This is a genomic window from Lentzea sp. NPDC092896 (assembly GCF_044754905.1).
Taxonomy (GTDB): domain Bacteria; phylum Actinomycetota; class Actinomycetes; order Mycobacteriales; family Pseudonocardiaceae; genus Lentzea.
Window position 1 is genome coordinate 2,496,117 of record NZ_JBIVPX010000001.1, and the last position, 22,676, is coordinate 2,518,792.

The window sequence follows — 22,676 nt, forward strand, 5'->3', positions numbered from 1 at the left end:
CCCGGTCACACCGTCAACAAAGTCAGAGCTCGGCCAGCGGCGCCGGCCGCCCGAGGTGATACCCCTGCGCCTGGTCGCATCCGAGCTCCCGCAGGATCTCCAGCTGCTCCGGGTGCTCGACCCCCTCGGCGATCACGGTCAGGTCGACCGCGTGGGCCATGGCGATGATGCTGGTGACGATCGCGGTCGCCTCGTCGGAACGCCCGAGGCCCGCCGTGAAGGAACGGTCGATCTTGAGCGTGTCCAGCGGCAGCGTGAGCAGCTGGGCGAGCGAGGAGTGGCCGGTGCCGAAGTCGTCGATCGCGAGCCGCACTCCCAGGTCGCGCAACGAGGAGAGGGTGCGGGCGGCCAGTGCCGGGTCGCGCATGAGAGCGCTCTCGGTGATCTCCAGGCACAGCGAGGCGGGCGTCAGTCCCGCCTTGTGCGTGGCGTTGCGGATGGCCGACACGAGCCACGGGTCGTCGAGCTCGCGTGCGGACAGGTTCACGGTCAGCTGCAGATCCGGTGCCTGCTCGGCGATCTCGCGTGCGGCGGTGTGCAGCATGTGCGCGCCGACGATGTTGATGAGATCGCTCTCTTCGGCGAGCGTGATGAACTCACCGGGGAAGATCAGGCCGTACCGGGGATGCGTCCAGCGCAGCAGGCCCTCGACGGCGGTGCGCCGATCCGTGCGGAGGTCGACGATCGGCTGGTAGGCGAGCCACAGCTCGTCGTTGAGCGGCGCCATCCGCAGGTCCTGTTCCAGCTGCAGGCGGCGCTGGATGCGGTCGCGGAGTTCGACGTCGAAGAACGCGATCCGCCCGCGCCCCCTGGTCTTGGCCTGGTACATCGCGAGGTCGGCGTCGCGCAGCAGGTCGGCGCCGTCGCGGGGGTCGCCGGGCTCGGCGAGCACGATGCCCACGCTCGCGTCGACGTGCAGCTGCCGGCCGTCCACGGTGATGGGCCGGTTCATCTCGGAGCGGATGTGGTCGGCGAGGGCGGTCGCCTCGTCCTCGCCCGTCACGCCGTACGCGATGACGGTGAACTCGTCGCCGCCGAGCCTGCCCACGACGTCGCCGCGGCGGGCGCTCAGGCTCAGCCGCGAGCCGACGACCCGCAGCACCTCGTCGCCCGCGCTGTGGCCGAGGGAGTCGTTGATGACCTTGAACTTGTCCAGGTCGATGAACAGCACGGCGGTGAGTCCCGACCGGTGGGCCCTGGCGGGCGGGCTGAGCCGGTTGATGGTCACCGTGCGGTTGCTCAGGCCGGTCAACGCGTCGTGCGTCGCCTCGTGCTCGAGCCGGGTGTCGATCATGCGCCGTTCGGTGATGTCGGTGAACGACAACACCGTCGCCGTCGGCAGCGTGCCGTCCTGGCTGAGCGGGCGGGCGCTGAGCGACAGCCAGACGTGGCTGCCGTCCGGCCGGGGCGCCCGGACGATCCGTCCGTGCTGCGCTCTGCCGGTCGTGCGGGTGATGGCCGACGGGAACCGTTCGAGCGGGATGGGCCTGCCCGCCTCGTCGTGCAGTCCGACGGACGACGCGAGCTCGCCTGTCGCCTCGTGCGCGCCCACGCCGAGGATCCGTTCGGCGGCCGGGTTGACGGACTCCACGAGGCCTGTGGCGCCGACGACGAGCACGCCCTCCTCGATGGCGTCGACCACCGCGGTGAAGCGGTGCTCGGCCCGCCTGCGCGCGGTCTCGTCCGCGCAGATCAGCACGTACCCGTCGTCCATCCTGGCGACCGACACGCGCACCGCGAGCGCCTCGCCGCCGGATCTGCGGTGCTCCGCCTGGATCACGCCGCCCGCGTCCAGGATCGCCGACGGATCGAGCGGCGCCCCGACCACCAGGCCGATGGGCCGCCCGATCGCGTCGGCGGCGAGGTGGCCGTAGACGTTCTCCGCGCTGGGGTTCCAGCTGGTCACGACACCGCTGGCGGTGGTCGCGATGAGCGCGTCGCTCACGTGCGCGGCGAGTGCGGCCTGGTAGCTCAACGCCGCCGCGGCCGCCTTCTGCTCGGTGACGTCCCGCATGATCACCTGGAACGCGGGCCTGCCCTCCCACGTGGTGCGCACCGACACCGACTCGATGTCGGTCGTGCCGCCGTCGAACCGGACCAGCACGGCGTCCGCGGGTTCGCTCGCGGCGCCGGGCTCGGTCAGCTTCGCGATCCGGCGCAGCATCTCCTGCTGCGAGGCGGGGTGGACGAAGTCGGTGATCAGCCTGCCGAGGATCTCGCCGTCGGACAGCGCTCGGACGAACCGGACCGCGGCCGGGTTCGCGTACACGATCCGGCCCGACTCGTGCACCACGATCGCGTCGGGGGAGAGGTCCACCAGGAGCCGGTAGCGGTCCGCGAGGTCGGTGAGCTGCTGTTGCTGGGTGTGCCGCCAGGTCACGTCGGCGACGACGCCGACCAGCGCCGGCGCGTTGTCGCGGGTCGACACGCGGGCGCGGAACTGGAGCCGGCGCGTGCCGGCCGGGGTCTCGACGGGCTGTTCCAGCTCGAAGTCCTGCCAGGCGGGAGCCGACCTCGCGGCCACCGTCAGCGGCGCCACCAGGGCGGCCAGCGCGGCGCGCACGGTCTCGGGGTCCGCGCCGGGCACGCCGACGACCACGTCGAGGCCCGGCATCCAGCCGAGGCGGTCCTCGCGCAGGTCGAGCCACCACACCACCGAGGCGCCGATCGAGAGCGCGAGGCCGGCCAGCAGCTCGTGGTCGAACTCGGCGTCACCGATCAGGCCGCTCACGTCGTGGCTCCCAGGTCCTGCGCTCCCTCGGATTCGCGGTGGCGTGGCCATCGTGAAGTCCTACCGCACAGGCGGCCGCAGGCGCATCCGTCTGGCGTAAACATGGTGTGCCGTTATATCGGTACCCGGACACCGCCGCTTGATCAGGGGGTCGACTTCAGTGTCCATTGTGGACCAATAGATCGCTCACCCGCTAGCTGTTCAGGGCAGTTACCCTGGTAGGAGGTGTCGGCCCTCGGTGGTGGAGCTGGATATGGTCGCGCGAGGTGTGAGCATCTGCGGAATCGGCGTCGTCAGCGCGTACGGCTGGAGCCGCCGGTCTCTGTGGGACGGTCTGGCGAGCGGGAAACCCGCCGCCACCGTTGTTCCCGAGCTGGGCAGGAACCCCGGCGAGACGGTCTGGGCGGCGCGAGTCGGCGACGGCGGTGATCCGCTCGACGGGCCGAGCCGGTTCGCGCAGGCCATGCGAGCCGCGGCCAGAGAGGCCATCGAGGACGCGGGCACCCGCGGCTGGCGTCCCGGTCGCCGGGTCGGTCTCCTGCACGCCGTGGTGCTGGGCGAGGTCGACCTGTGGCGCGATTTCTACGTCACGCGCGGGGGATCGTTGCCGGTGCACGACTATCTGGCGCTGATGCCGTCCACGCCGATGTCGATGCTGATGCAGGAATACGGTTTCCACGGGCCGGCCATGAACGTCTCGGCGATGTGCGCGTCGGGCAACGCCGGCCTGATCACGGCGAAAGCGTGGCTGGACGCAGGAATCGTCGACGACGTCGTGTTCGTCGCGACGGATCTTTCTCTCACGCCGGAGAACGTCGCTCACTTCGTCCGGCTCGGTGTGGCCATCGTGGACGCCGAGCCGCTCGACGCGTGCCGTCCGTTCCAACAGGGCAGCAGAGGTTTCGTGATGGGCGAGGCGTCGGTGGCGTTCGTCCTTTCCCGGCACGCGTCCCGGCCGTACGCCCTCACGCTGGGCGGCGCGATGTCGCACGACGCGTACCACGTGACGTCGATCGATCCGCAGCTCGACCAGATCACCGCGTGCTTCACCGACGCGCTGGACAACGCCGGGGTGAACGCCGCCGACGTGCGCTACCTCAACGCGCACGGTCCCGGCACCGCCCAGTGCGACACCGCCGAGGCGGCCGTCCTGGAGCAGCTGTTCGGGCCGGACACCGGGGTCTACTCCGTGAAGCCGCTGACCGGGCACTGCCAGGGCGCGGCGTCGGCGATCGAGGCCGCGGTGACCGCGATGGCGTACGACACCGGAGTGATCCCGGCGCCGCCCGTCGTCGCGCCGGGGCATCCGGCCCTCCTGGACGGGCTCACGCCGCTCGTCGACGGGCTCACGGTCAAGTCGTCGCTTGGCATGGGCGGCCACAACTCGGCGATCGTGCTGGCGCCGCCCTCCTGACGCGGTGTCCGGAACCGGCCAGATCGATGTCGACAACGTTGACAGCGTGTCAGGTCTGCGGAAAGTTCCGATCTATGCGCTTCAGGGGACTGGTAGTGATGGCGGCCGCGCTGGTGCTCGCGGCTCCGGTGGTGGCCGCCGCACAACCGGAGCCCGCGCTGGTCTCCGACCCCACGGCGTACGTGGATCCGTTCATCGGCACCGGTTTGGCCAACGCCGCGGCTGGTGAGATCAACAACTTTCCCGGTCCGGCGGTGCCGTTCGGCATGATGCAGTTCTCGCCGGACACGCTGGGCTCGTACGCCGGCTACCAGTACCACAACGAAAAGATCCGAGGTTTCAGCCTCACGCACGCCAGCGTCGGGTGCAGCGCGTTCGGGGACGTGCCGATCCTGCCGATCACCGGTGACCTGGGGGAGAAGCCCTGGGACCGGGTCGAGCGCTACCAGCACACCAGCGAGCAGGGCGAGCCCGGCTACTACGCCGTGACGTTGGAGGACTCGAAGGTCCGGGCGGAGCTCACCGCCACCACCCGCACCGGCCTGGCCACGTTCACGCTGCCCGCCGACGGCCACGTGCTGGTCAAGGGCGGGGCGACGCTGTCGGGCAACTCGGCGGCCGAGGTGGCCATCGAGAACGACAGGACGGTGACCGGTTCGGCCAGCACCGGCGGCTTCTGCGGCAAGTCCAACAAGTACACCGTCTACTACGCCATCACCTTCGACCGGCCGTTCACGGCTCGTGGCACGTGGGACGGCAACGCGATCAGCCCCGGCAGCGGCGGTGTCAAAGCGCCGAAGGCGGGCGCGTACCTGAGTTTCCCCGCTGGCCAGGTCAAGGCCAAGGTGGCGTTGTCGTTCGTCGGTGTGGACGGTGCGAAGCGGAACATGGCCCAGGAGATCCCGGACTGGGACGCGGCCCAGGTCCGCGCGGACACCAGGGCGAAGTGGCGCACCGAACTGAGCAAGATCCGCGTCGCCGGCACGGACACCGGTGAGCTGAAGACCTTCTACACCGCTTTGTACCACTCGTTGATGCACCCCAACACGTTCAACGACGTCGACGGCCGGTACATCGGCTTCGACGACCAGATCCACACCCTGCCCGCCGGCCGCACCCAGTACGCGAACTTCTCCGACTGGGACACCTATCGCAGCCTGGCCCCGCTGCACGCCATGCTGTGGCCGCGCGAGGCCAGTGACATGGCGCAGTCGCTCGTGAACGACGCGGTGCAGGGCGGCTGGTGGCCGCGCTGGCCGCTCGCCAACGACTACACCGCGCAGATGACGGGGGACAGCTCCGTTCCGCTGATCGCCAACCTCTACGCGTACGGCGCGCGCGACTTCGACCTCAAGACCGCACTGCAGTACCTGGTCAAGGGCGCGACCAGTGTGGACACCACGCCCGGCGCCTACCAGGAACGGCCGGGCATCGGCGAGTACGTCAAGCGCGGCTACCTGCCCAACACCGACGCCGCCCGCGGCGACCACAACCGGGTCGGCGCCTCGATCACGCTGGAGTGGTCGGTCGACGACTTCGCCATCGCCCAGCTCGCGAAGGCCGCCGGTGACCGCAAGACCGCCGCGGAGTTCACCCGGCGCGGCCAGAACTGGCAGAACCTGTTCAACCCTGCCACCTCCCACGTCCAGCCACGTGACGGCGACGGGCGGTTCCCGGACGGTCCGGCCTGGAGCCCCGGCGGCGGCTTCGGCCAGGACGGGTTCGACGAGGGCAACTCGGTGCAGTACAGCTGGATGGTGCCGCACAACCCGGCGGGCCTGATCACCGCGATGGGCGGTGAGGACGCCGCGGCGGCACGCCTCGACACGTTCACCACCAAGCTCAACGCGGGCCCGCAGGAGCCGTACATGTGGGCGGGCAACGAACCGGCGTTCGGCATTCCCTGGCTGTACAACCACACCGGACGGCCGTGGCGCACCCAGCAGGTGGTCCGGCAGATCATGACCACCCTGTTCAGCCCCACCCCGGACGGCGAGCCCGGCAACGACGACCTCGGCGCCCAGTCCTCCTGGTACGTGTGGGCCGCACTGGGTCTCTACCCCGCGACGCCCGGCACGTCCGATCTGGCGCTGCACAGCCCGTTGTTCCCGAAGATCGTGCTCGACCTGCCCGGCCGCGACCTGACCATCAACGCCCCCAGGGCCTCGGCCACCGCGATGTACGTGCAGGACCTGAACCTCAACGGCCGCGACCACGAGCGCACCGGTCTGCCCCGCGACATCGTCAGCACCGGCGGCAGGCTCGACTTCGAGCTCGGCGCCACCCCGGACCGCGGCTGGGCGACGGACGCCGACGAGGCGCCACCGTCCTATCGCGACGGTGAGCACGACTTCCTGGCCAGCGCCAACAGCATGATCACGGTGCGGCCCGGTGGCACCGCGGAGTTCGCGGTGTCCGCGCGCAGGCTGGCGGGCAAGGACCGCAACCTCACCGTCACCACCGCCCCGCCCGCCGGGCTCACCGTCACCGGACCGCAGCGGTTCCGCCTGGACGACGGCCAGGCGAAGTTCCAGGTGAGCGCGACCGCGCCCGAGGGCTACTACGACGTCCCGGTGACCATCAAGGGCGACCACCGCACGGTCACGACCACGGTGACGGTCCTGGTGGCACCGGAAGGCAGCCTGGTCACCCGCTACAACAACACCGGGATCTCGGACGACGACGCCAAGTCGCAGGCCAACCTGGACGGCGGCGGCAACAGCTACTCCCGCCAGGCCCTGGCAGAGGCGGGCCTGACCGGCGGCAAGCGGGTCGAGGTGGCGGGCACCGCGTTCACCTGGCCCGCCCCTCCGGCAGGCCGCCCGGACAACGTCGCCGCCGAAGGCCAGACCGTCACCGTGGCGGGGCAGCCGAAACGCCTGGTGTTCGTCGGCGCGGCGAGCAACGGCGACCACCGCGGCACCGCGACCGTCACCTTCACCGACGGCAGCACCGCCCAGACCGACCTGTCGTTCGGCGACTGGGTGCTGCCCGGCGGCAGCGCGAACGACCCGGTCTTCGGCAACACCGTGGTCGCGCATCCCCGCTACCGCAACGTGAACTGGGGCGGCACCGGCCCCGCGTTCGTCTTCGCCACCGCGCCGTTCGACGCGCCGGAGGGCAAGACGATCGCCGCCGTGACCCTGCCGTCGGACAAGCAGATCCACCTGTTCGCCCTCGGCACCGGCTGAGGTTTGCCGGGCGGCCGGCACGGGGTACGGGCTTAGCGTGAGGACGCCACCTGTCGTGTCGGCCGAGGAGTGGAACGCGGCCAGGGAAGACCTTCTGCGCAAGGAGAAGGAGCACACTCGCGCGAAGGACGCGCTGTCAGCGCAGCGCCGCCGTTTGCCGTGGGTCCGCGTCGAGAAGCGGTACACCTTCGAGGGGCCGGAAGGGTCGGTGGACCTGCCCGGCCTGTTCGACGGGCGGCGCCAGCTGATCGTCTACCGGCACTTCTTCGAACCTGGTGTCGCCGACTACCCGGACGGCGGCTGCAGCGGCTGCGCGATGTTCACCGACAACCTCGGCCACCTCGCCCACCTCAACGCCCGCGACGTCACGTTCGTACTCGTCTCGGCCGCCCCGCAGGACGACATCACGCGCTACCGCCATCGCATGGGCTGGGACCAGGTGCCCTGGTTCACGACGCGGGACGACTTCTCGAAGGACTTCGGCGTCGACGAGTACTTCGGCCTCAACGTCTTCATCCGCGACGGCGACGAGGTCTACCGCACCTACTTCACCAACGCGCGGTCGGCGGAGCAGACCGGCAACGTCTGGAGCCTGCTCGACCTCACCCCGCTCGGCCGCCAGGAGGAGTGGGAGGACTCGCCGGAGGGCTGGCCGCAGGAGGCGCCGTACCAGTGGTGGCGTCGTCACGACGAGTACGGCACCCCCGTGGACGCCGGTTGACGCTCGTCAACGGGCGGGGAAGCCGTGCCGGCGAGCGAGGACGACGACCACCAGCACCGGCACCATCAGCACGAGCACGCTCCACGGGAACGAACCGCTCCCGCTCAGGTCGAGCAGCACGCCGCCGATGACACCTCCACCCGCCATGGCGACGTTCCACAACGTCACGAGCATCGCCTGGGCCGCGTCGGCCGATTCGCCACCGGCGTTGCCCGCGGCGGTCTGCAACAGGGTGGGCACGCCGCCCCAGCCGAGGCCCCACAGTGCGGCGGCGAGGTAGATCAGGCCCGGGTCGTCCGCGATCGTGGCCAGCATCAGGGCGGCCACGGCGACCAGCAGCGCGCTCGTGACGGTGAACAGCCGCAGCCGGCGGTGGATCCGGGCGCCGACGACCCAGATGCTCAGGATCGACGCGATGCCGAAGACCAGCAGCACCAGACCGGTGTCGCCGCCCATGCCGAGACCGGCGAGGAACGTCGCGATGTAGGCGTACAGGATCGTGTGGGCGAGAACGAAGACGAGCGTGACGAACAGGACCGGGGCCACGCCGGGCACGCGCAGGGTCGGCAGCGTCCTGGGCCGCTGAGCTCGTTCCTGACCGGGATGGTCCGGCACGGCCGCGACGATCCAGACCAGCAGCACCGCGGTCAGCGCCGTCATCGACAGGAACGCCGTGCGCCAGCCCGCCACCTGGCCGAGGAACGTCCCGGCGGGCACGCCCAGGCACAGCGCGACGGGGATGCCGGCCATGGCGATCGCGATCGCGCGGCCCTGCAGTTGAGGGGCGACCAGGCGCCGCGCGTAGCCCGCGAGCAGTGCCCAGGCCAGTCCGGCGGCGACACCCGCGCCGAACCGCGCCGCCATCGTGACGCTGTACACCGAGGACACGGCCGTGACCGTGTTGGCGGCGGCGAAACCCGCCATCGACGTCAGCAACAGCGTCTTGCGCCGCCAGCCCGCGGTGAGCGAGGACAACGGGATCGCGGTGAGCACGGTGCCGAGCGCGTAGATCGTGACGGTCTGCCCGGTCGCGGACTCGGTCACGCCCAGGGAGTCGCTCATCGCCGGGAGCAGGCCGGCCGGGAGGGTCTCGGTGAGGCTGGTGACGAAGACGGCGGTGGCGAGGGACAGCAGGGCGAACAGGGGGAGCTTCTGGACGGTTTCGGGTGGTGCGCTCATGCGAGCACCCTGCTGGGACGTTCTTCGGACTCGCTTACGATCGGCTCAGGGGTCGGACGTCAGGGGTGCTGGATGCGGTTCGGGGTGCTCGGCCCGCTGACGGTGTGGGACGAGGCGGGGGAGCCGGTCACCGTCCCCGAGCTCAAGGTGCGCGCGCTGCTCGCGGCGCTGATCGCGCACGACGGCGACGCGGTCGCCGCGGACGCGCTCGTCCAGCACCTGTGGGGCGACCGGCCGCCCGGCAAGCCCGCGGGGGCGTTGCAGGTCAAGATCTCCCAGCTGCGCGGGATCCTCGGCAGGGACCGGATCGTGCGGCAACCACCGGGCTATCGGATCGTGCTCGGCGCGGAGGACCTGGACGCCACCCGGTTCCGCGCACTAGTGGCACGGGCCAGGTCGACGACGGACCCGCGCTCGCGAGCCGAGCTGTTCACCGAGGCGCTCGATCTCTGGCGCGGCGCCGCGTACGCGGACTTCGCCGACGACGAGTTCGTGCGCCCGGCCGCCCACCACCTCACCGAACTGCGGCTGGCCGTCGTCGAGGAACGGGCGAACGCCTGGCTCGAGGCCGGTGATCACGCGCTCGCCGTGGAAGACCTCGCGACCGTCGTGCCCCAGCACCCGTTGCGGGAGGGGCTGCGCGCGACGCAGCTGCGGGCCCTCTACCTGACCGGGCGGCAGAGCGAGGCACTCACGTCGTACGAGGACCTGCGCGGCCGCCTCGCCGAGGAACTGGGCGTCGATCCGAGTCCTGAACTGCGGGCGCTGCACCAGGCGATGCTCCGCCAGGAACTCGGGTCGCCCCAAGCCAAGGCGCCCTCGAACCTGCCCAACGCGCTCACCCCGCTGATCGGACGAGAGCGCTCTCTCGCGCAGCTCGCCGAACTGCGCCGCGAAGCCAGGCTGGTGACCCTCACCGGCCCCGGTGGCGTCGGCAAGTCCAGCCTGGCGATCGCGCACGCGGGGTCCGGCGAGTTCCCGGACGGCGTCTGGCTGGTCGAGTTCGCCGGACTGCGCTCCGCCACCGCGGCGGACCTGGCCGAGGTCGTCGCCGCCGTGCTCGGGATCAGCGACTCGGGTACCGGCGAGGCCGCGCGCCGTCTCGCCACCGCGTTGCGCGACCGCCGCATGCTGCTCGTGCTGGACAACTGCGAGCACGTCGTCGACGCGGCCGCCGAACTCACCGAACTGCTGCTGCGCGCCGCGCGTGGCCTGGTCGTCGTCACCACCAGCCAGGAACCCCTCGGTCTGGCCGGTGAGCGCGTCTTCGACGTCGAACCGCTGGCGCCCCCGGACGCGATCAGGCTCTTCCTCGCGCGTGCCGCCGCGTCCGCGCCCGGTTTCCCGTCGCGCCAGGAGGACTGCGATCCGGCCGACCTCGACGCGGTGGCCGAGATCTGCCGCCGTCTCGACGGCATCCCGCTCGCGCTGGAACTCGCGGCCACGCGGGTGCGCGCGCTCGGCGTGCGGGAACTCGCGGTGCGGCTGGCCGACCGGTTCTCCGTTCTGACCCTCGGGCAACGTGGCGCTCCCGCCCGGCAACGAACCCTGCGCGCGATGATCGACTGGAGCTGGGAACTGCTCAGCGCTCCCGAACGCGTCGTCCTGCGCCGCCTCGCCGTGCACAGCGACGGGTGCGACCTGGCCGCGGCCGAAGAGGTGTGCGCGGGGGACGGCGTCGCGCGAGCGGAGGTGCTCGACCTCGTGACACGGCTCGTCGACCGGTCGCTCGTGGTCGTGACGCAGGGACCCCGCTACCGGCTGCTCGAATCCGTCTCCGCCTATGCCCTGGAACGACTGCAGGAGGCGGCGGACCTCGCCCGCGACCGCCACCTGAGGCACTACCTCGCGGTCGCCGAGCACGCCGAACCCCAGTTGCGCGGGAGCGGTCAGCAGGTCTGGCTCGCCCGGCTCGACGCCGAAGCCGGAAACATGCGCTCCGCACTGGAGCACGCCGGTCCGGGCGAGGCCGTCCGGCTCGTCACGGCCCTGTCGTGGTGGTGGCTGTTGCGCGGCCGTCTCGCCGAATGCCGCCGCACCCTGGCAGCCGTGCTGAGCACCTGCGCCACCCCCGAACTCGTCGTCCTGCACGCTGCGTTCGCCCTGCTCAACGGCGATCACGAGGCTGCCCCGGTCGCCGCCGCGCCCGCCCGAGCACAGTGGCTTTGCGCCTATGGCCTGTTCAGCGCGGGAAACCTGGCGGCGAGCACCGAGGCGAACACCCGTGCACTGGACCTGTTCACCGCCGAGGACGACCAGTGGGGGATCGCGGCGGCACTGGGCCTGCGCGCGATGCTCGCACTGGTGCGCGGGGACCTCGCCGCACTCGGCCGCGACGGCCTGCGCAGCGCGGAACTCTTCCGCCTGCTCGGCGACCGCTGGGGCGAGATGCAGACCATCCCGCCCCTCGCCACGCTGGCGGAGATCAAGGGCGACTACGAGTCCGCGGCGCGCTGTCAGCACGAAGGACTCGCCCTCGCCCAGGAACTGGGCCTGCAGGCGGAGGTGTCGGCACGGCTGTCCGGCCTGGGCCGCCTCGCGTTGCTGGACCACGACTGGGAGCGTGCGCACGACCTGCACCAGCGCGCACATCGCATCGCCGTCGAACACGGCTACACCTACGGCCAGATCCACGCGAAGATGGGCCTGGCCCTCGGCGCCCGCCGCAGCGGCGACCTCGACACCGCCGAAGAACACCTCCAGCAGATCCGCGACGGCTACGCCGACCTTTCGTCGTTGGCGGGGGACCACCTGCTGCACGCGGAACTCGGCTTCATCGCCGAACTCCGCGGAGACGCGCACCAGTCCGCCGCCCAGCACCTGCGGGCCCTCGACCTGGCCCGGTCGCTGAACGAACCCCGCGCGCTCGCCCTGTCCCTCGAAGGTCTCGCCGGCGCGGCCGCCCTTCTCGGTGAGGAGTGTGCGGCGTTGCTGCTGGGCGCCGCAGACGCCGCCCGGCGCAGTGTGGACGCCCCGCTGCCGCCTGCCGAGCGCGGCGACGTCGATCGCGTCTCCGAAGCGGCCCGGTCGGCCCTCGGCGACACGGCGTTCAGCCTGGCGTTCGACCAGGGCACCCGGCTGACCGTCGAGGAGGCCGCGGCGATGGCGCCCGGCGTCGGTGACCTCCAGAAACAAGATGCGCCGACCGAGTCCCGCTCTTACGCTCCGCCTCGATGAAATCCGAAGAGATCGCCCATCTCATGGCGGCTCACGCCGTCAGCCCGGACGTCCAGGTCACGCAGACCGGATACCGCCTCGAACTCGCGCGAACCTGGCAGATCCCCGAAGGTGCGAGAGTGCTGGAGATCGGCTGCGGCCAGGGCGACATGACCGCCGTGCTCGCGGATGCCGTCGGTCCACGAGGGAGGATCGTCGGCACCGACATCGCGCCGCCCGGCTACGGCGCCCCGGTCACCGTCGGCGACTCCGCGCGGCACCTGCTCGACGGCCCCCTCGGCGACCGCATCGAGATGCGCTATGAGACCGACGCGCTCACCGACGACGTCGGCACCGGCTACGACCTCGTCGTGCTCGCCCACTGCTCCTGGTACTTCGCCTCGGCAGACCTGCTCGAACGCACTCTGGCGAAGGCCCGCGAGCTCGGTTCGCGGCTCTGCTTCGCCGAGTGGGACCCGGAACCCCAGCGCGCCGACCAGGTTCCGCACCTGCTGTCCGTGCTCGCCCAGGACCGCATGGGCGAGACCGACGGCAACGTGCGTGCGCCGCTGACCCGCGCCACCCTGCTCGCCGCGCTCGACGGCGCCGGCTGGCAGGTCGAGCGGATCGGTGACGTCGACACGAGCGCGTTGCAGGACGCGGACTGGGAGATCTCGATCGCGCTGAAGGAGGCGCCGGACGGGCTGGCCAAGGAGCTGCTCGGCCAGGTCGCGCGCGAGAGCGGCAACGTGCCGCTGCCCGCTTACGCCCTCACCGCCCGCTAATGCCGAAGGGCGCGTCCACCGAAGTGAACGCGCCCCTTGGCTTTCAGTTACACGGGCAGGTGGCCGGTGCTGCCGAGCCTCCAACTCGGCTCGTAGAGGCCACCGGTGTCGAACAGGACGTGGAACGACCCGTCGGACGGCCGGTAGACGCCGTAGTCGGAGTTGCCGTTGCCGTTCCAGTCACCGGCGACCGGCCGGTCCCCGGTCTGTCCGAGACGCCAGCTCGGCTCGTAGAGGCCACCGGTGTCGAACAGGACGTGGAACGACCCGTCGGACGGCCGGTAGACGCCGTAGTCGGAGTTCCCGTTGCCGTTCCAGTCACCCGCGACGGGCAGGTCTCCGGTCTGCCCGAGGCGCCAGGTGGGTTCGTAGAGCCCGCCCGAGTCGAACAGGACGTGGAACGACCCGTCGGCGGGGTTGTAGACGGCGTAGTCGCTGTTCCCGTTGCCGTTCCAGTCACCCGCCACCGGCAGGGAGCCGGGCCCGCCGAGCCGCCAGGTCGGTTCGTACAGACCGCCCGAGTCGAACAGGATGTGGAACGAGCCGTCCGACGGCCGGTAGACGCCGTAGTCGGAGTTGCCGTTGCCGTTCCAGTCGCCGGTGATCGGCAGGTCTCCCGCCTGGCCGAGGCGCCAGGTCGGGTGGTACGCGGCGCCGCCCGTGTCGAACAGGACGTGGAAGGAGCCGTCGGACGCCTGGTAGGCGGCGTAGTCGCTGCTGCCGTTGCCGTTGAAGTCCGACGAGTACCGGGCGGCGCGGGAGTTCCGCGCCCCGCCTCCCCACAGCGCGCCGGCGATGACCTCACCGTCGTGCGCCTGCGGGCCGTAGGCGTCCGGCGTGCCGGAGCGCTGCACGTCCTGGCAGACCTCGCCGATCGGCCTCCCGTGCCAGTTCGTCACCCTGAGCAGGTGGTTCACGAACTCGTTGGTGGCGTGCACGGGATCGACCACCTGCTCGGGCGTGCCCCAGCCCTGGCTGGGCCGTTGCTGGAACAGGCCCCGTGAGTCGCGGTCGCCGCCGTCCAGGTTCTTGATGTTGGACTCCACGATCGTCGTCGTGATCGCGATGGCCGCGGCGTGCTCGTCGAGCCCGCGGGACCTCACGGTCTCGACGACGGCACGGGCGCAGGAAACCTGGTAGGAGTTGACGCCGGCCCGCAGCCGGCCGTTCAGCCTGCCGTTCAGCGAGGTGGCGACCGCCTGGTCGGACTGCGTCGGGTTGCCGGGCCCGCACGGCAGGTTGTTGTAGGCCAGGGCGGACGGCGCGGTCGCGAGCGTCAGGCCCGTGGCGAGCGCGGCCACGGCGAGGCCCAGAGCGAGTGCGGATCTCATGGTCTTCGCTCCGCGGGCTCAGACCGGCCGGTGGCCGCTGCCACCGAGGCGCCAGGTGGGCTCGTAGAGGCCGCCCGAGTCGAACAGGACGTGGAACGAGCCGTCGGCGGGGTTGTAGACGCCGTAGTCGCTGTTCCCGTTGCCGTTCCAGTCACCAGAGACCGGGATCGAGCCGGAGCCGCCGAGTCGCCATTCGGGGTGGTAAGCGGCGCCGCCGGTGTCGAACAGGACGTGGAACGAGCCGTCGGACGGCCGGTAGACGCCGTAGTCGGAGTTGCCGTTGCCGTTCCAGTCACCCGCGACGGGCAGGTCGCCGGGACCGCCCAGACGCCAGCTCGGCTCGTAAAGGCCGCCCGAGTCGAAGAGGATGTGGAACGAGCCGTCGGCGGGGTTGTAGACGCCGTAGTCGCTGTTCCCGTTGCCGTTCCAGTCACCGGCGACCGGGACGTAGCCCGGGCCGCCCAGGCGCCACGTGGGTTCGTACAGGCCGCCGGAGTCGAACAGGATGTGGAACGAGCCGTCGGACGGCCGGTAGACGCCGTAGTCGCTGCTGCCGTTGCCGTTCCAGTCACCGGTGATCGGCAGATCGCCGGCCTGGCCGAGGCGCCATTCGGGGTTGTACGCGGCACCGCCGGTGTCGAACAGGACGTGGAACGAGCCGTCGGAGGCGTTGTAGGTGGCGTAGTCGCTGTTCCCGTTGCCGTTGAAGTCCGACGAGTACTTGGCGGCACGGGACTTCGGCGGCGCGGACTCGACGATGTTCTTGTAGCGCCTGGGCACGTACTGGCTCGTCGGGTGCCCGTCGAGGCTCGAACCGGTGAACGTGCCGACGCTCTCGCGGACCGGCGTGGAACCGAAGGTGAAGAACGTGAAGTGCACGCCGTCGGCGTGGTAGCCGCCGAACAGGAACGCGTGCCCGTTGAGGACCAGGAAGTCACCGGGCTTCAGGTCGGCGCGGTTGATGGTGAAGAACCGCGAGTCGGTGAGCATCGCCGTCGAGTTCGGCGAGTTGGTCAGGTGCAGTGCCATCGACACGTAACCCGAGCAGTCGGTCCGGTACTGCTTGCCGGACGAGTCGGGCGCCGATCCGCCCTGGTCGTACTGGAGGCCCTTGTTCAGCCAGAATCTGGCGCGCTGGATCACCTCGTCGCGGCTGATCTGGCCGCCGACGTCGGATGCCTGTGCCACCCCCGTCAGCACCGTCGACGTGACCGCGGTGGCCGCGACCGTCGCCCCGGTCAGAGCCAGGACCAGCGGTAACGCGGCTGCTCCCAGCCAGCGCATCTTGTTTCGCAATCGCATTTCTGTCCCCTCTTCGAAGCCCCCTCGGGCTCATGGGAGGAAATCTAGAAACGCGTTCTGGTGAGAACCTGGCAGCAACCTGGACGTCAGGACCGGGCGCGTGCCAGACCGGCGCGGGCCGCTTCCAGCTCGGCGCGGTACTCGATGCGCTCGGCCAGTTCCCTGGCCCGCGCGTGGTGGGTGACCGAGGCCGGCAGGTCGCCGCGGTCGAACGCGATGTCGCCCAGCACGTTGTGCGCGACGGCGAGGAAGTCCGCGCTGCGGCCGTGACCGAGCATCGTCATCGCCTGCTCGCCGAACGCCGCCGCTTCCGCCAGTTCACCCGCGCGGCGGCGCGCGTCCGCCGACTTGATCAGCGCGCGCATCTCGTAGTGGGTGTTGCCGGTGTCCCTGGCCAGCGCCAGCGCCTCGTCGAGCAACGTGGCCGCGCGGTCGTGCTCGCCCAGCCGGGCGTGCACCGCGCCGAGCGCCGCGAGCACCGAGCCCTCCTCGTGCCGCTCGCCGATCTCGCGGCTCTTGATGAGCGCCTTCTCCAGCTGCTCGCGCGCGTCGGTCAGCCTGCCGAGGCTGAGGTGGACCCGGCCCTGGTTGGCGATGCAGATCGCGGCGTGCCGGTAGTTGTTCTGGTGCTGCTGGATCGGCAGCGCGGTCTCGTAGGCGGTCAGCGCGCCCGCGTGGTCGCCGAGCCGGTGCCGGAGCATGCCCTGCACGACCAGCGCCATGCTCTCCCGCGTCCGGTCGCCCAGTTCCGCGGCCAGCGCCAGCGTGCGGTCCGCGTGGACGAGGCCCGCCCGGTACCGGCACTGCATGTACCTGGTCAGCGCGAGGTGGTACTGGCCGCGCGACTCGGCCACAGGGTCGCCGAGCCTGCGCGCGGCCTCGACCGCCGGTTCCTGGACGGCCACGAGGTCGTCGACGCGCTCGGTGATCATCAGGAAGTGGCCGGTGTGCACCGGCAGCTCGGTGGCCACCCGGTCGAACCCCGCCGACACCGCGAACCGGGACGCGGCGACGAGGTTCGGGCGCTCGGTGGTGAACCAGTCCATCGCGGTCCGGTCGTCGCGCAACCGGGGCAGCCGGTCCGGCACGGAGGCGACCACGGGCTCCGCCTCGCGGCGTCCCGGTTGCAGCAGGTCGGCGGCGAAGTTCGCGACGTGCACGTAGTAGTCGAGCAGCCGGGCGGCCGCGGCGGGCGCGTCCGGATCGGCGAGCGAACGAACGTGGTCGCGAACCAGGTCGTGCAACGTGTACCGGCCACGTGCGCGTTGCTCCACGAGGTGCAGGTCGAGGAGGTCCTCCAGCACGTCGTCGGCCTCGCGGAACGGCACGCCCGCGAGCGCGGCGGCGGTGCACGCGTCGAAGTCGCTGCCGGGATGCAGGCCCAGCAGGCGGAACATCCGCTGGTGCGCCGCGCCCAGGTCCCGATAGGACAGTGCGAACGCGGCGGCGACCTCAGCCTCGCCGGACTCGCGCAGTCGTTCGACCAGGTCCTCGATCATCCACTGTGGACGGTGCTGCGCCCTGGCCGCCGCGATCCGCAGCGCCAGCGGCAGACCGCCGCACACCCGGACCAGCTCGCGCGCCGCCTCGGGCTCGGCCGCCACCCGGTCGCCGAGCATCCGGGTGAGCAACGCCAGCGCCTCGTCGCCGGGCAGCACGTCCAGCGACAGCAGGGCGGCGCCGTGCACGGTTCTCAGACGCCGCCTGCTGGTGACGATCACCAGGCAGTCCCGTGCGCCGGAGATCAACGGCGTCACCTGGCCGGAGTCGGCCGCGTTGTCCAGCACGACCACCGCCCGCCTGCCGGAGAGCTCGGTGCGCCACGCGGCGACCCGCTGGTCGAGGTCGTTCGGGATCTCGGCGGCAGGTACGCCCAGCGACCGCAGCAGCACGTCCAGCGCGTCGAACGGATCGACCGGCTCGCGACCGGCCGTGAACCCGTGCAGGTCGACGAGCAGTTGTGCGTCGGGGTAGCGGTCGCGCAGCCGCCGCGCCAGATGCACGGCGAGCGTGGTCTTGCCGACGCCGGCCATGCCGTCGACCAGCACGACCGCCGTGGCACCGGGCCCGGGCAGCTCGTCCAGCACGCGGTCGAGCTCGCGCGCACGTCCGGTGAAGTCGGGAACGTCCAGCGGCAGCGCGTTCCTGGGTCGGACCGGTTCCGGCGCCGGGGGAGCGGGGGCCAGCAGGTCCTCGTCGGCGCGCAGGATCCGTTCGTGCACGGACCGCAGCTCGCCCGACGGGTCCAGGCCCAGTTCGTCGGCCAGCCGGGCGCGGGTGACGTCGTAGCAGCGCAACGCGTCGGCCTGCCTGCCGTTGCGGTACAACGTGCGCATCAACGCCGCGACGAGCTTCTCCCGCAACGGGTTCTCGGTCACGAGCGAGGAGAGCTCCGGCAGCACCTCGCGGTGTCGTCCCCCTGCCAGTTCCTGGTCCACCCACGTCTCGGCGGCGACCAGGCGCTCCTCGGCCAGCGTGGACCGCATGCCGTCGAAGAACGTCGTGTGCGGCGTGCCCGTCAGCGGTTCTCCCCGCCACAACGCCAGCGCGTCCCGCAGCCGTCCCCGCGTCACCAGCGAGCGGAACAGCAGGAGGTCGACGTCGTCGCGGGCGGCGTTGAGCACATATCCCGGACCGCGCCGCGAAATCTCGATTCCGGCCGGCCGGATCATTTTGCGCAGAGCCGAAACATAGCCGTGGACCAGGCCGCGAGCGTCGTCCGACGACGCCTCGTCCCACACGACGTCGATGATCCGCTCGACCCCGACCGGTTCCCCCGCCTGCAGCGCCAGCAGCGCGAACACGCCGCGCACCAACGGCCTGTTGACGGCGAAAGCTGTTTCCCCGTCGTGCGCCTCGACGGCCCCCAGCAGCCTGATTCGCGTCACAAGCCCACACAGTAAGGGATCTGCGCGTTAGCATCGATCGGCTTGATTCACGACTTGGGGGAATTGCGTGGACAGACGCATTTTGGTGTCCGTTTTGTCATTGGTGGCCGCCGTGCTCGTCATTCCGGCGCACAGCGCGGTCGCGAGCGAGGAAGGCCCGGAGGTGTGCGCGAAGCACGCCCAGAAGGCGGGCTTCCGCGGCGAGGACCTGGTCGAGGCCGTCGCGATCGGCATGGCCGAGTCGAGGTGCAGGACCTACTTCGACGACCCCGTCCCCGCGGACCAGGGGATGTGGCAGATCAAGGTCGACCGCAACGACCCGTGGCGCAACGGCACGAACGGCAACCTGCTGGACCCGGCCTACAACGCCGTGGTGACGAACCGCATGTCGTCCGGTGGCACGAACTGGACCGCCTGGACCACCTACAACAACGGCACCTACCGCAGGTACCTGGACGTGGCCAGGGACGCGGCGAACAACTTCACCGCGTCGCGGCACTCGGCGGACTTCAACGGCAACGGCAGCAGCGACTACGCGGTCTACCGGCCCTCGGACGGCTCGTTCCACGTCCTGTTCGACTCCGGCGGCCTCTACGAGCCGAGCTGGCGGCTCGGCCACGCCGGCGACCTGCCCGTCGCGGGTGACTGGAACGGCAACGGGAACTCCGACTACGCGGTCTACCGGCCGTCCGACGGCTCGTTCCACGTCTTGTTCGACTCGGGTGGCCTCTACGAACCGACCTGGCGGCTCGGCGGGCCCGGCTACGTCCCGGTCGCGGGCGACTGGAACGGCAACGGGAACTCCGACTACGGCGTCTACAACCCGGCCGACGGGTCGTTCCACGTCCTGTTCGACTCGGGTGGTCTCTACGAGCCGAGCTGGCGCCTGGGCGGGCCGGGCGACCTGCCGGTGGCCGGTGACTTCAACGGCAACGGCACCAGCGACTACGCGGTCTACCGGCCGGCGGACGGGTCGTTCCACGTGCTGTTCGACTCCGGCGGCGCCGCGTACCACCCCGAGTGGCGCCTGGGCGGCCCCGGCTTCCTGCCCGTCTCCGGCGACTGGAACGGCAACGGGAACTCCGACTACGGCGTCTACAACCCCGCTGACGGCTCGTTCCACGTCCTGTTCGACAGCGGCGGCCTCTACCAGCCGTCGTGGCGTCTGGGTGGCCCGGACCACCGTCCCCTCTAGGAACCGCGGGTGAGACGGCTGGCCGCGCCCGGCCGTCTCACCCTCGAAGAACCCCTCCGGTCAAGGGGAAAGTTGGCCGATATGTGCCACCCCCACCTTCTTGTCCGGGCAAAACCGGCGAATTAGCTTGAGAGTCCGCAAGACCGAATTCCCCTGATGGCACAACGGTTGCCGGGGCCCCGGAGGACTCAATGGTGAGCTCGCCCGCGCGTTGCCGCGCGCCTTTCCGGCTGTGGACCGGAGTGACCGGATGACGGCCCCGCTGCTGTCGGTCCAGGGCCTGGTGAAGCGCTTTCCCGGCGTGATGGCCCTGCAGGGCGTGGACTTCGACGTCCGCGCGGGTGAGGTGCACTGCCTGCTCGGGCAGAACGGCGCCGGCAAGTCGACGCTGATCAAGGTGCTGTCCGGCGCGCATCGTCCCGACGAGGGCGAGATCCGCTGGCGCGGCGAGGTCGTGTCGTTCGGCAACCCGACCGCCGCGATGCGCAGCGGGGTGGCCGCCATCTACCAGGAGCTCGACCTCGTGACCGGCCTTTCGGTGGCCGACAACGTGTTCCTCGGCCACGAACTGTCCACTGCGGGCTTCACGCGGCGATCGGAGGCACGGCGCAGGACCCGTGCGCTGCTCGACCGGCTGGGGCACAGGGACATCTCACCCGACCGCGACGTCGGCCGGTTGTCCGTGGCGCACCAGCAGGTCGTGAGCATGGCGCGGGCGTTGTCGCTGGACGGGCAGCTGCTGATCATGGACGAGCCGTCGGCCGTGCTGGACCCCGACGAGGTGCGGGTCCTGTTCGGTGTCATCAGGGAACTCACCGCGCAGGGCGTCGCCGTCGTCTACATCTCGCACCGACTGGCGGAGATCAGGGAAATCGGCGACCGGGTCACCGTGCTCAAGGACGGCCGCACCGTCGCCACGGGCCTGCCCGCACGCGAGGTGAAGACCTCGGAACTGATCGGGCTGATGACCGGCCGCGTGCTGGAGAACGTGTTCCCGCAACGGAAACCGGTCGACCCGGCGGCGCCGGAAGTGCTGAAGGTGAGCGGGCTGGCCGACAAGAGCCGCTTCCGCGACGTCGACCTCACGGTCCGCGCGGGGGAGGTGGTCGGGCTCGCGGGTCTCGTCGGGTCGGGCCGCTCCGAGATCCTCGAGACGATCTACGGCGCGCGCAGGGCCGCCGAAGGCACCGTCGAGGTCGACGGAAGACGACTCCGGCGGGGGAATGTCGGCGCGGCCGTGCGCGCGGGCATGGGGTTGTGCCCGGAGGAGCGCAAGAGCCAGGGACTGCTGCTGGACCAGGCCGTGTACCGCAACATCACCGTCTCGTCGATGTCGTCGTTCGCCCGCTTCGGGTTCCTGGACGAGCGGGCCGAACGCGTCCGCTCGGCCCAGCTGACCGAGACGCTGGACGTCCGTCCGGCCGGCGTCGACCGCGTGGTGCGCGGCCTGTCCGGCGGCAACCAGCAGAAGGTCGTGCTCGCGCGGTGGCTGCTGCGGGAGTGCCGAGTGCTGCTGCTCGACGAACCCACCCGCGGCGTGGACGTGGGCGCGCGCAGCGAGATCTACGAGCTCATCCGCGCACTGGCGGACTCCGGCGTGGCCGTCGTCGTCGTGTCCAGCGACGTCGAGGAGGTACTGGGCCTGGCCGACCGGGTCCTGGTGGTGCGCGAGGGCCGGGTGGTCCACGACGGACCGGCCGACGAGATCGACGAGTCCCGGGTCCTCGACCTGGTCATGGAAGGACACGCCGCATGAGCGAGGACACCGCCGCAGTGGCCGCGCCCCAGCACACCCCGGTCGCCAGGCAGTCGAGCGTCTCGGCGCTGCTCGCCTCCCCGGCCGGGCGCAACACCGGTCTCGTGGTCGCACTGGTCCTGCTGTGCCTGGGCGGGGTGATCACCGCGGGCGACCGGTTCGCCGACGTCGACAACGTGCTGACCATCCTGCGGCTCGCCGCCGTGATCGGGGTCGTGAGCATCGGCATGACGTTCGTGATCACCGGCGGCGGGATCGACCTGTCCGTCGGCGCGATCGTCGCGCTGTCGTCGGTGTGGGCGACAACCCTTGCCACCCAAGGGATCGCCAACGACACGCACTGGATCGTCATCGTGTTCACCGCGCTGCTGGTGGGCGGCGCGTGCGGGCTGGTCAACGGCATGCTCATCGCCTACGGCCGGGTCGTGGCGTTCATCGCGACCCTGGCGAGCCTCGCCGCCGCGCGCGGTCTCGCCGAGATCATCTCCAACCGCAAGACCCAGATCGTGAACGTGCCTGGTTTCGCCGCGTTCTTCGACGCATCGGTGCTGGGGGTACCGGTGCTCGTGGTGATCTTCGCGGTGGTCGCGGTGGCCGGATGGGTGCTGCTCAACCGCACCACGTTCGGCCGCCGCACGTTCGCGGTGGGCGGCAACCCGGAGGCGGCCCGGCTGGCGGGCATCGACGTGCGGCGGCACACCGTCCTGCTCTACGCGCTGCTCGGTCTGTGCTGCGGGCTGGCCGCCGCCATGCTCATCGCCCGCACCACGACCGGCAGCGCGACCCACGGCGGTCTGTACGAACTCGACGCGATCGCCGCGGTCGTGATCGGCGGCACGCTGCTCTCCGGCGGTCGCGGCACGATCGCGGGCACCGTCTTCGGCGTCCTGATCTTCACCACGCTGTCGAACGTGTTCACCCTCAACAACCTCTCCATCTCCGCCCAGGCCGTCGCGAAGGGCGCGATCATCGTGGTCGCCGTCCTCCTCCAGCAGCGGCTGGCCCGACGCAGCGGCGCTTGACGCCG

Annotated in this window: 13 protein-coding genes; 8 read left to right on the plus strand and 5 right to left on the minus strand. The window is 71.0% G+C overall.

The annotated features are described in order from the left end of the window. Positions 1 to 22: 22 nt before the first annotated feature. On the minus strand, positions 23 to 2,782 hold the full coding sequence (locus ACIQF0_RS11095; RefSeq protein WP_401027385.1) for an EAL domain-containing protein: 2,760 nt from the start codon (positions 2,780 to 2,782) through the stop codon (positions 23 to 25). A 202-nt stretch (positions 2,783 to 2,984) separates the two neighbouring features. Between ACIQF0_RS11095 and ACIQF0_RS11100 the strand changes: the two genes are divergently transcribed. The 3 genes from ACIQF0_RS11100 to ACIQF0_RS11110 all read left to right on the plus strand — a co-directional run bounded on the left by ACIQF0_RS11100 (position 2,985) and on the right by ACIQF0_RS11110 (position 8,057). Then, positions 2,985 to 4,145 (plus strand): beta-ketoacyl synthase N-terminal-like domain-containing protein, encoded by a 1,161-nt coding sequence (locus tag ACIQF0_RS11100; RefSeq protein WP_401027791.1) that lies wholly within the window; start codon positions 2,985 to 2,987, stop codon positions 4,143 to 4,145. 74 nt (positions 4,146 to 4,219) lie between these two features. Beyond that, a complete protein-coding gene (locus tag ACIQF0_RS11105) occupies positions 4,220 to 7,336 on the plus strand; it encodes a GH92 family glycosyl hydrolase (protein ID WP_401027387.1) in 3,117 nt (1,038 codons plus the stop codon). A 37-nt stretch (positions 7,337 to 7,373) separates the two neighbouring features. Further along, positions 7,374 to 8,057, plus strand: coding sequence for a DUF899 domain-containing protein (locus ACIQF0_RS11110; protein WP_401027390.1), 684 nt, complete (start codon positions 7,374 to 7,376; stop codon positions 8,055 to 8,057). A 6-nt stretch (positions 8,058 to 8,063) separates the two neighbouring features. Here the strand turns inward: ACIQF0_RS11110 and ACIQF0_RS11115 are convergent, their stop codons facing one another. Then, entirely contained in the window at positions 8,064 to 9,236 is a 1,173-nt protein-coding gene (locus tag ACIQF0_RS11115) for an MFS transporter (RefSeq protein WP_401027393.1), read from the minus strand. A gap of 72 nt (positions 9,237 to 9,308) precedes the next feature. Here ACIQF0_RS11115 and ACIQF0_RS11120 point away from each other — a divergent pair, with 72 nt between their 5' ends. Then, positions 9,309 to 12,413 carry a BTAD domain-containing putative transcriptional regulator gene (locus ACIQF0_RS11120; RefSeq protein WP_401027396.1) on the plus strand — a complete coding sequence of 1,035 codons (3,105 nt, stop codon included), beginning with the start codon at positions 9,309 to 9,311 and terminating at the stop codon, positions 12,411 to 12,413. Continuing rightward, positions 12,410 to 13,177 (plus strand): class I SAM-dependent methyltransferase, encoded by a 768-nt coding sequence (locus ACIQF0_RS11125; RefSeq protein WP_401027398.1) that lies wholly within the window; start codon positions 12,410 to 12,412, stop codon positions 13,175 to 13,177. The genes ACIQF0_RS11120 and ACIQF0_RS11125 overlap by 4 nt, the downstream gene beginning before the upstream one ends. A gap of 47 nt (positions 13,178 to 13,224) precedes the next feature. On the opposite strand, the gene ACIQF0_RS11130 is transcribed toward ACIQF0_RS11125, so the two are convergent. The 3 genes from ACIQF0_RS11130 to ACIQF0_RS11140 form a co-directional block, all read right to left on the minus strand. After that, positions 13,225 to 14,508, minus strand: a complete 1,284-nt coding sequence (locus ACIQF0_RS11130) for a hypothetical protein (RefSeq protein ID WP_401027400.1) — start codon at positions 14,506 to 14,508, stop codon at positions 13,225 to 13,227. An 18-nt stretch (positions 14,509 to 14,526) separates the two neighbouring features. Beyond that, positions 14,527 to 15,810, minus strand: coding sequence for a hypothetical protein (locus ACIQF0_RS11135; protein WP_401027402.1), 1,284 nt, complete (start codon positions 15,808 to 15,810; stop codon positions 14,527 to 14,529). Between the two features lie 86 nt (positions 15,811 to 15,896). Next, positions 15,897 to 18,698, minus strand: a complete 2,802-nt coding sequence (locus ACIQF0_RS11140; protein WP_401027405.1) for a BTAD domain-containing putative transcriptional regulator — start codon at positions 18,696 to 18,698, stop codon at positions 15,897 to 15,899. 67 nt (positions 18,699 to 18,765) lie between these two features. Between ACIQF0_RS11140 and ACIQF0_RS11145 the strand changes: the two genes are divergently transcribed. The 3 genes from ACIQF0_RS11145 (at position 18,766) to ACIQF0_RS11155 (ending at position 22,671) form a co-directional block, all read left to right on the plus strand. Then, complete coding sequence (locus ACIQF0_RS11145; RefSeq protein WP_401027407.1) at positions 18,766 to 19,893, plus strand: hypothetical protein; 1,128 nt, start codon at positions 18,766 to 18,768, stop codon at positions 19,891 to 19,893. 250 nt (positions 19,894 to 20,143) lie between these two features. Continuing rightward, on the plus strand, positions 20,144 to 21,649 hold the full coding sequence (locus ACIQF0_RS11150) for a sugar ABC transporter ATP-binding protein (protein WP_401027410.1): 1,506 nt from the start codon (positions 20,144 to 20,146) through the stop codon (positions 21,647 to 21,649). Further along, positions 21,646 to 22,671, plus strand: a complete 1,026-nt coding sequence (locus tag ACIQF0_RS11155; protein WP_401027413.1) for an ABC transporter permease — start codon at positions 21,646 to 21,648, stop codon at positions 22,669 to 22,671. The genes ACIQF0_RS11150 and ACIQF0_RS11155 overlap by 4 nt, the downstream gene beginning before the upstream one ends. Positions 22,672 to 22,676: the final 5 nt, after the last annotated feature.

What these genes read in the sequence shown, in the direction of transcription:
- ACIQF0_RS11095 (WP_401027385.1), bottom strand. Translation starts at nt 2,782, where the DNA reads ATGGCCACGCCACCGCGAATCCGAGGGAGCGCAGGACCTGGGAGCCAC.
- ACIQF0_RS11100 (WP_401027791.1), top strand. Translation starts at nt 2,985, where the DNA reads ATGGTCGCGCGAGGTGTGAGCATCTGCGGAATCGGCGTCGTCAGCGCG.
- ACIQF0_RS11105 (WP_401027387.1), top strand. Translation starts at nt 4,220, where the DNA reads ATGCGCTTCAGGGGACTGGTAGTGATGGCGGCCGCGCTGGTGCTCGCG.
- ACIQF0_RS11115 (WP_401027393.1), bottom strand. Translation starts at nt 9,236, where the DNA reads ATGAGCGCACCACCCGAAACCGTCCAGAAGCTCCCCCTGTTCGCCCTG.
- ACIQF0_RS11120 (WP_401027396.1), top strand. Translation starts at nt 9,309, where the DNA reads ATGCGGTTCGGGGTGCTCGGCCCGCTGACGGTGTGGGACGAGGCGGGG.
- ACIQF0_RS11125 (WP_401027398.1), top strand. Translation starts at nt 12,410, where the DNA reads ATGAAATCCGAAGAGATCGCCCATCTCATGGCGGCTCACGCCGTCAGC.
- ACIQF0_RS11130 (WP_401027400.1), bottom strand. Translation starts at nt 14,508, where the DNA reads ATGAGATCCGCACTCGCTCTGGGCCTCGCCGTGGCCGCGCTCGCCACG.
- ACIQF0_RS11135 (WP_401027402.1), bottom strand. Translation starts at nt 15,810, where the DNA reads ATGCGATTGCGAAACAAGATGCGCTGGCTGGGAGCAGCCGCGTTACCG.
- ACIQF0_RS11150 (WP_401027410.1), top strand. Translation starts at nt 20,144, where the DNA reads ATGACGGCCCCGCTGCTGTCGGTCCAGGGCCTGGTGAAGCGCTTTCCC.
- ACIQF0_RS11155 (WP_401027413.1), top strand. Translation starts at nt 21,646, where the DNA reads ATGAGCGAGGACACCGCCGCAGTGGCCGCGCCCCAGCACACCCCGGTC.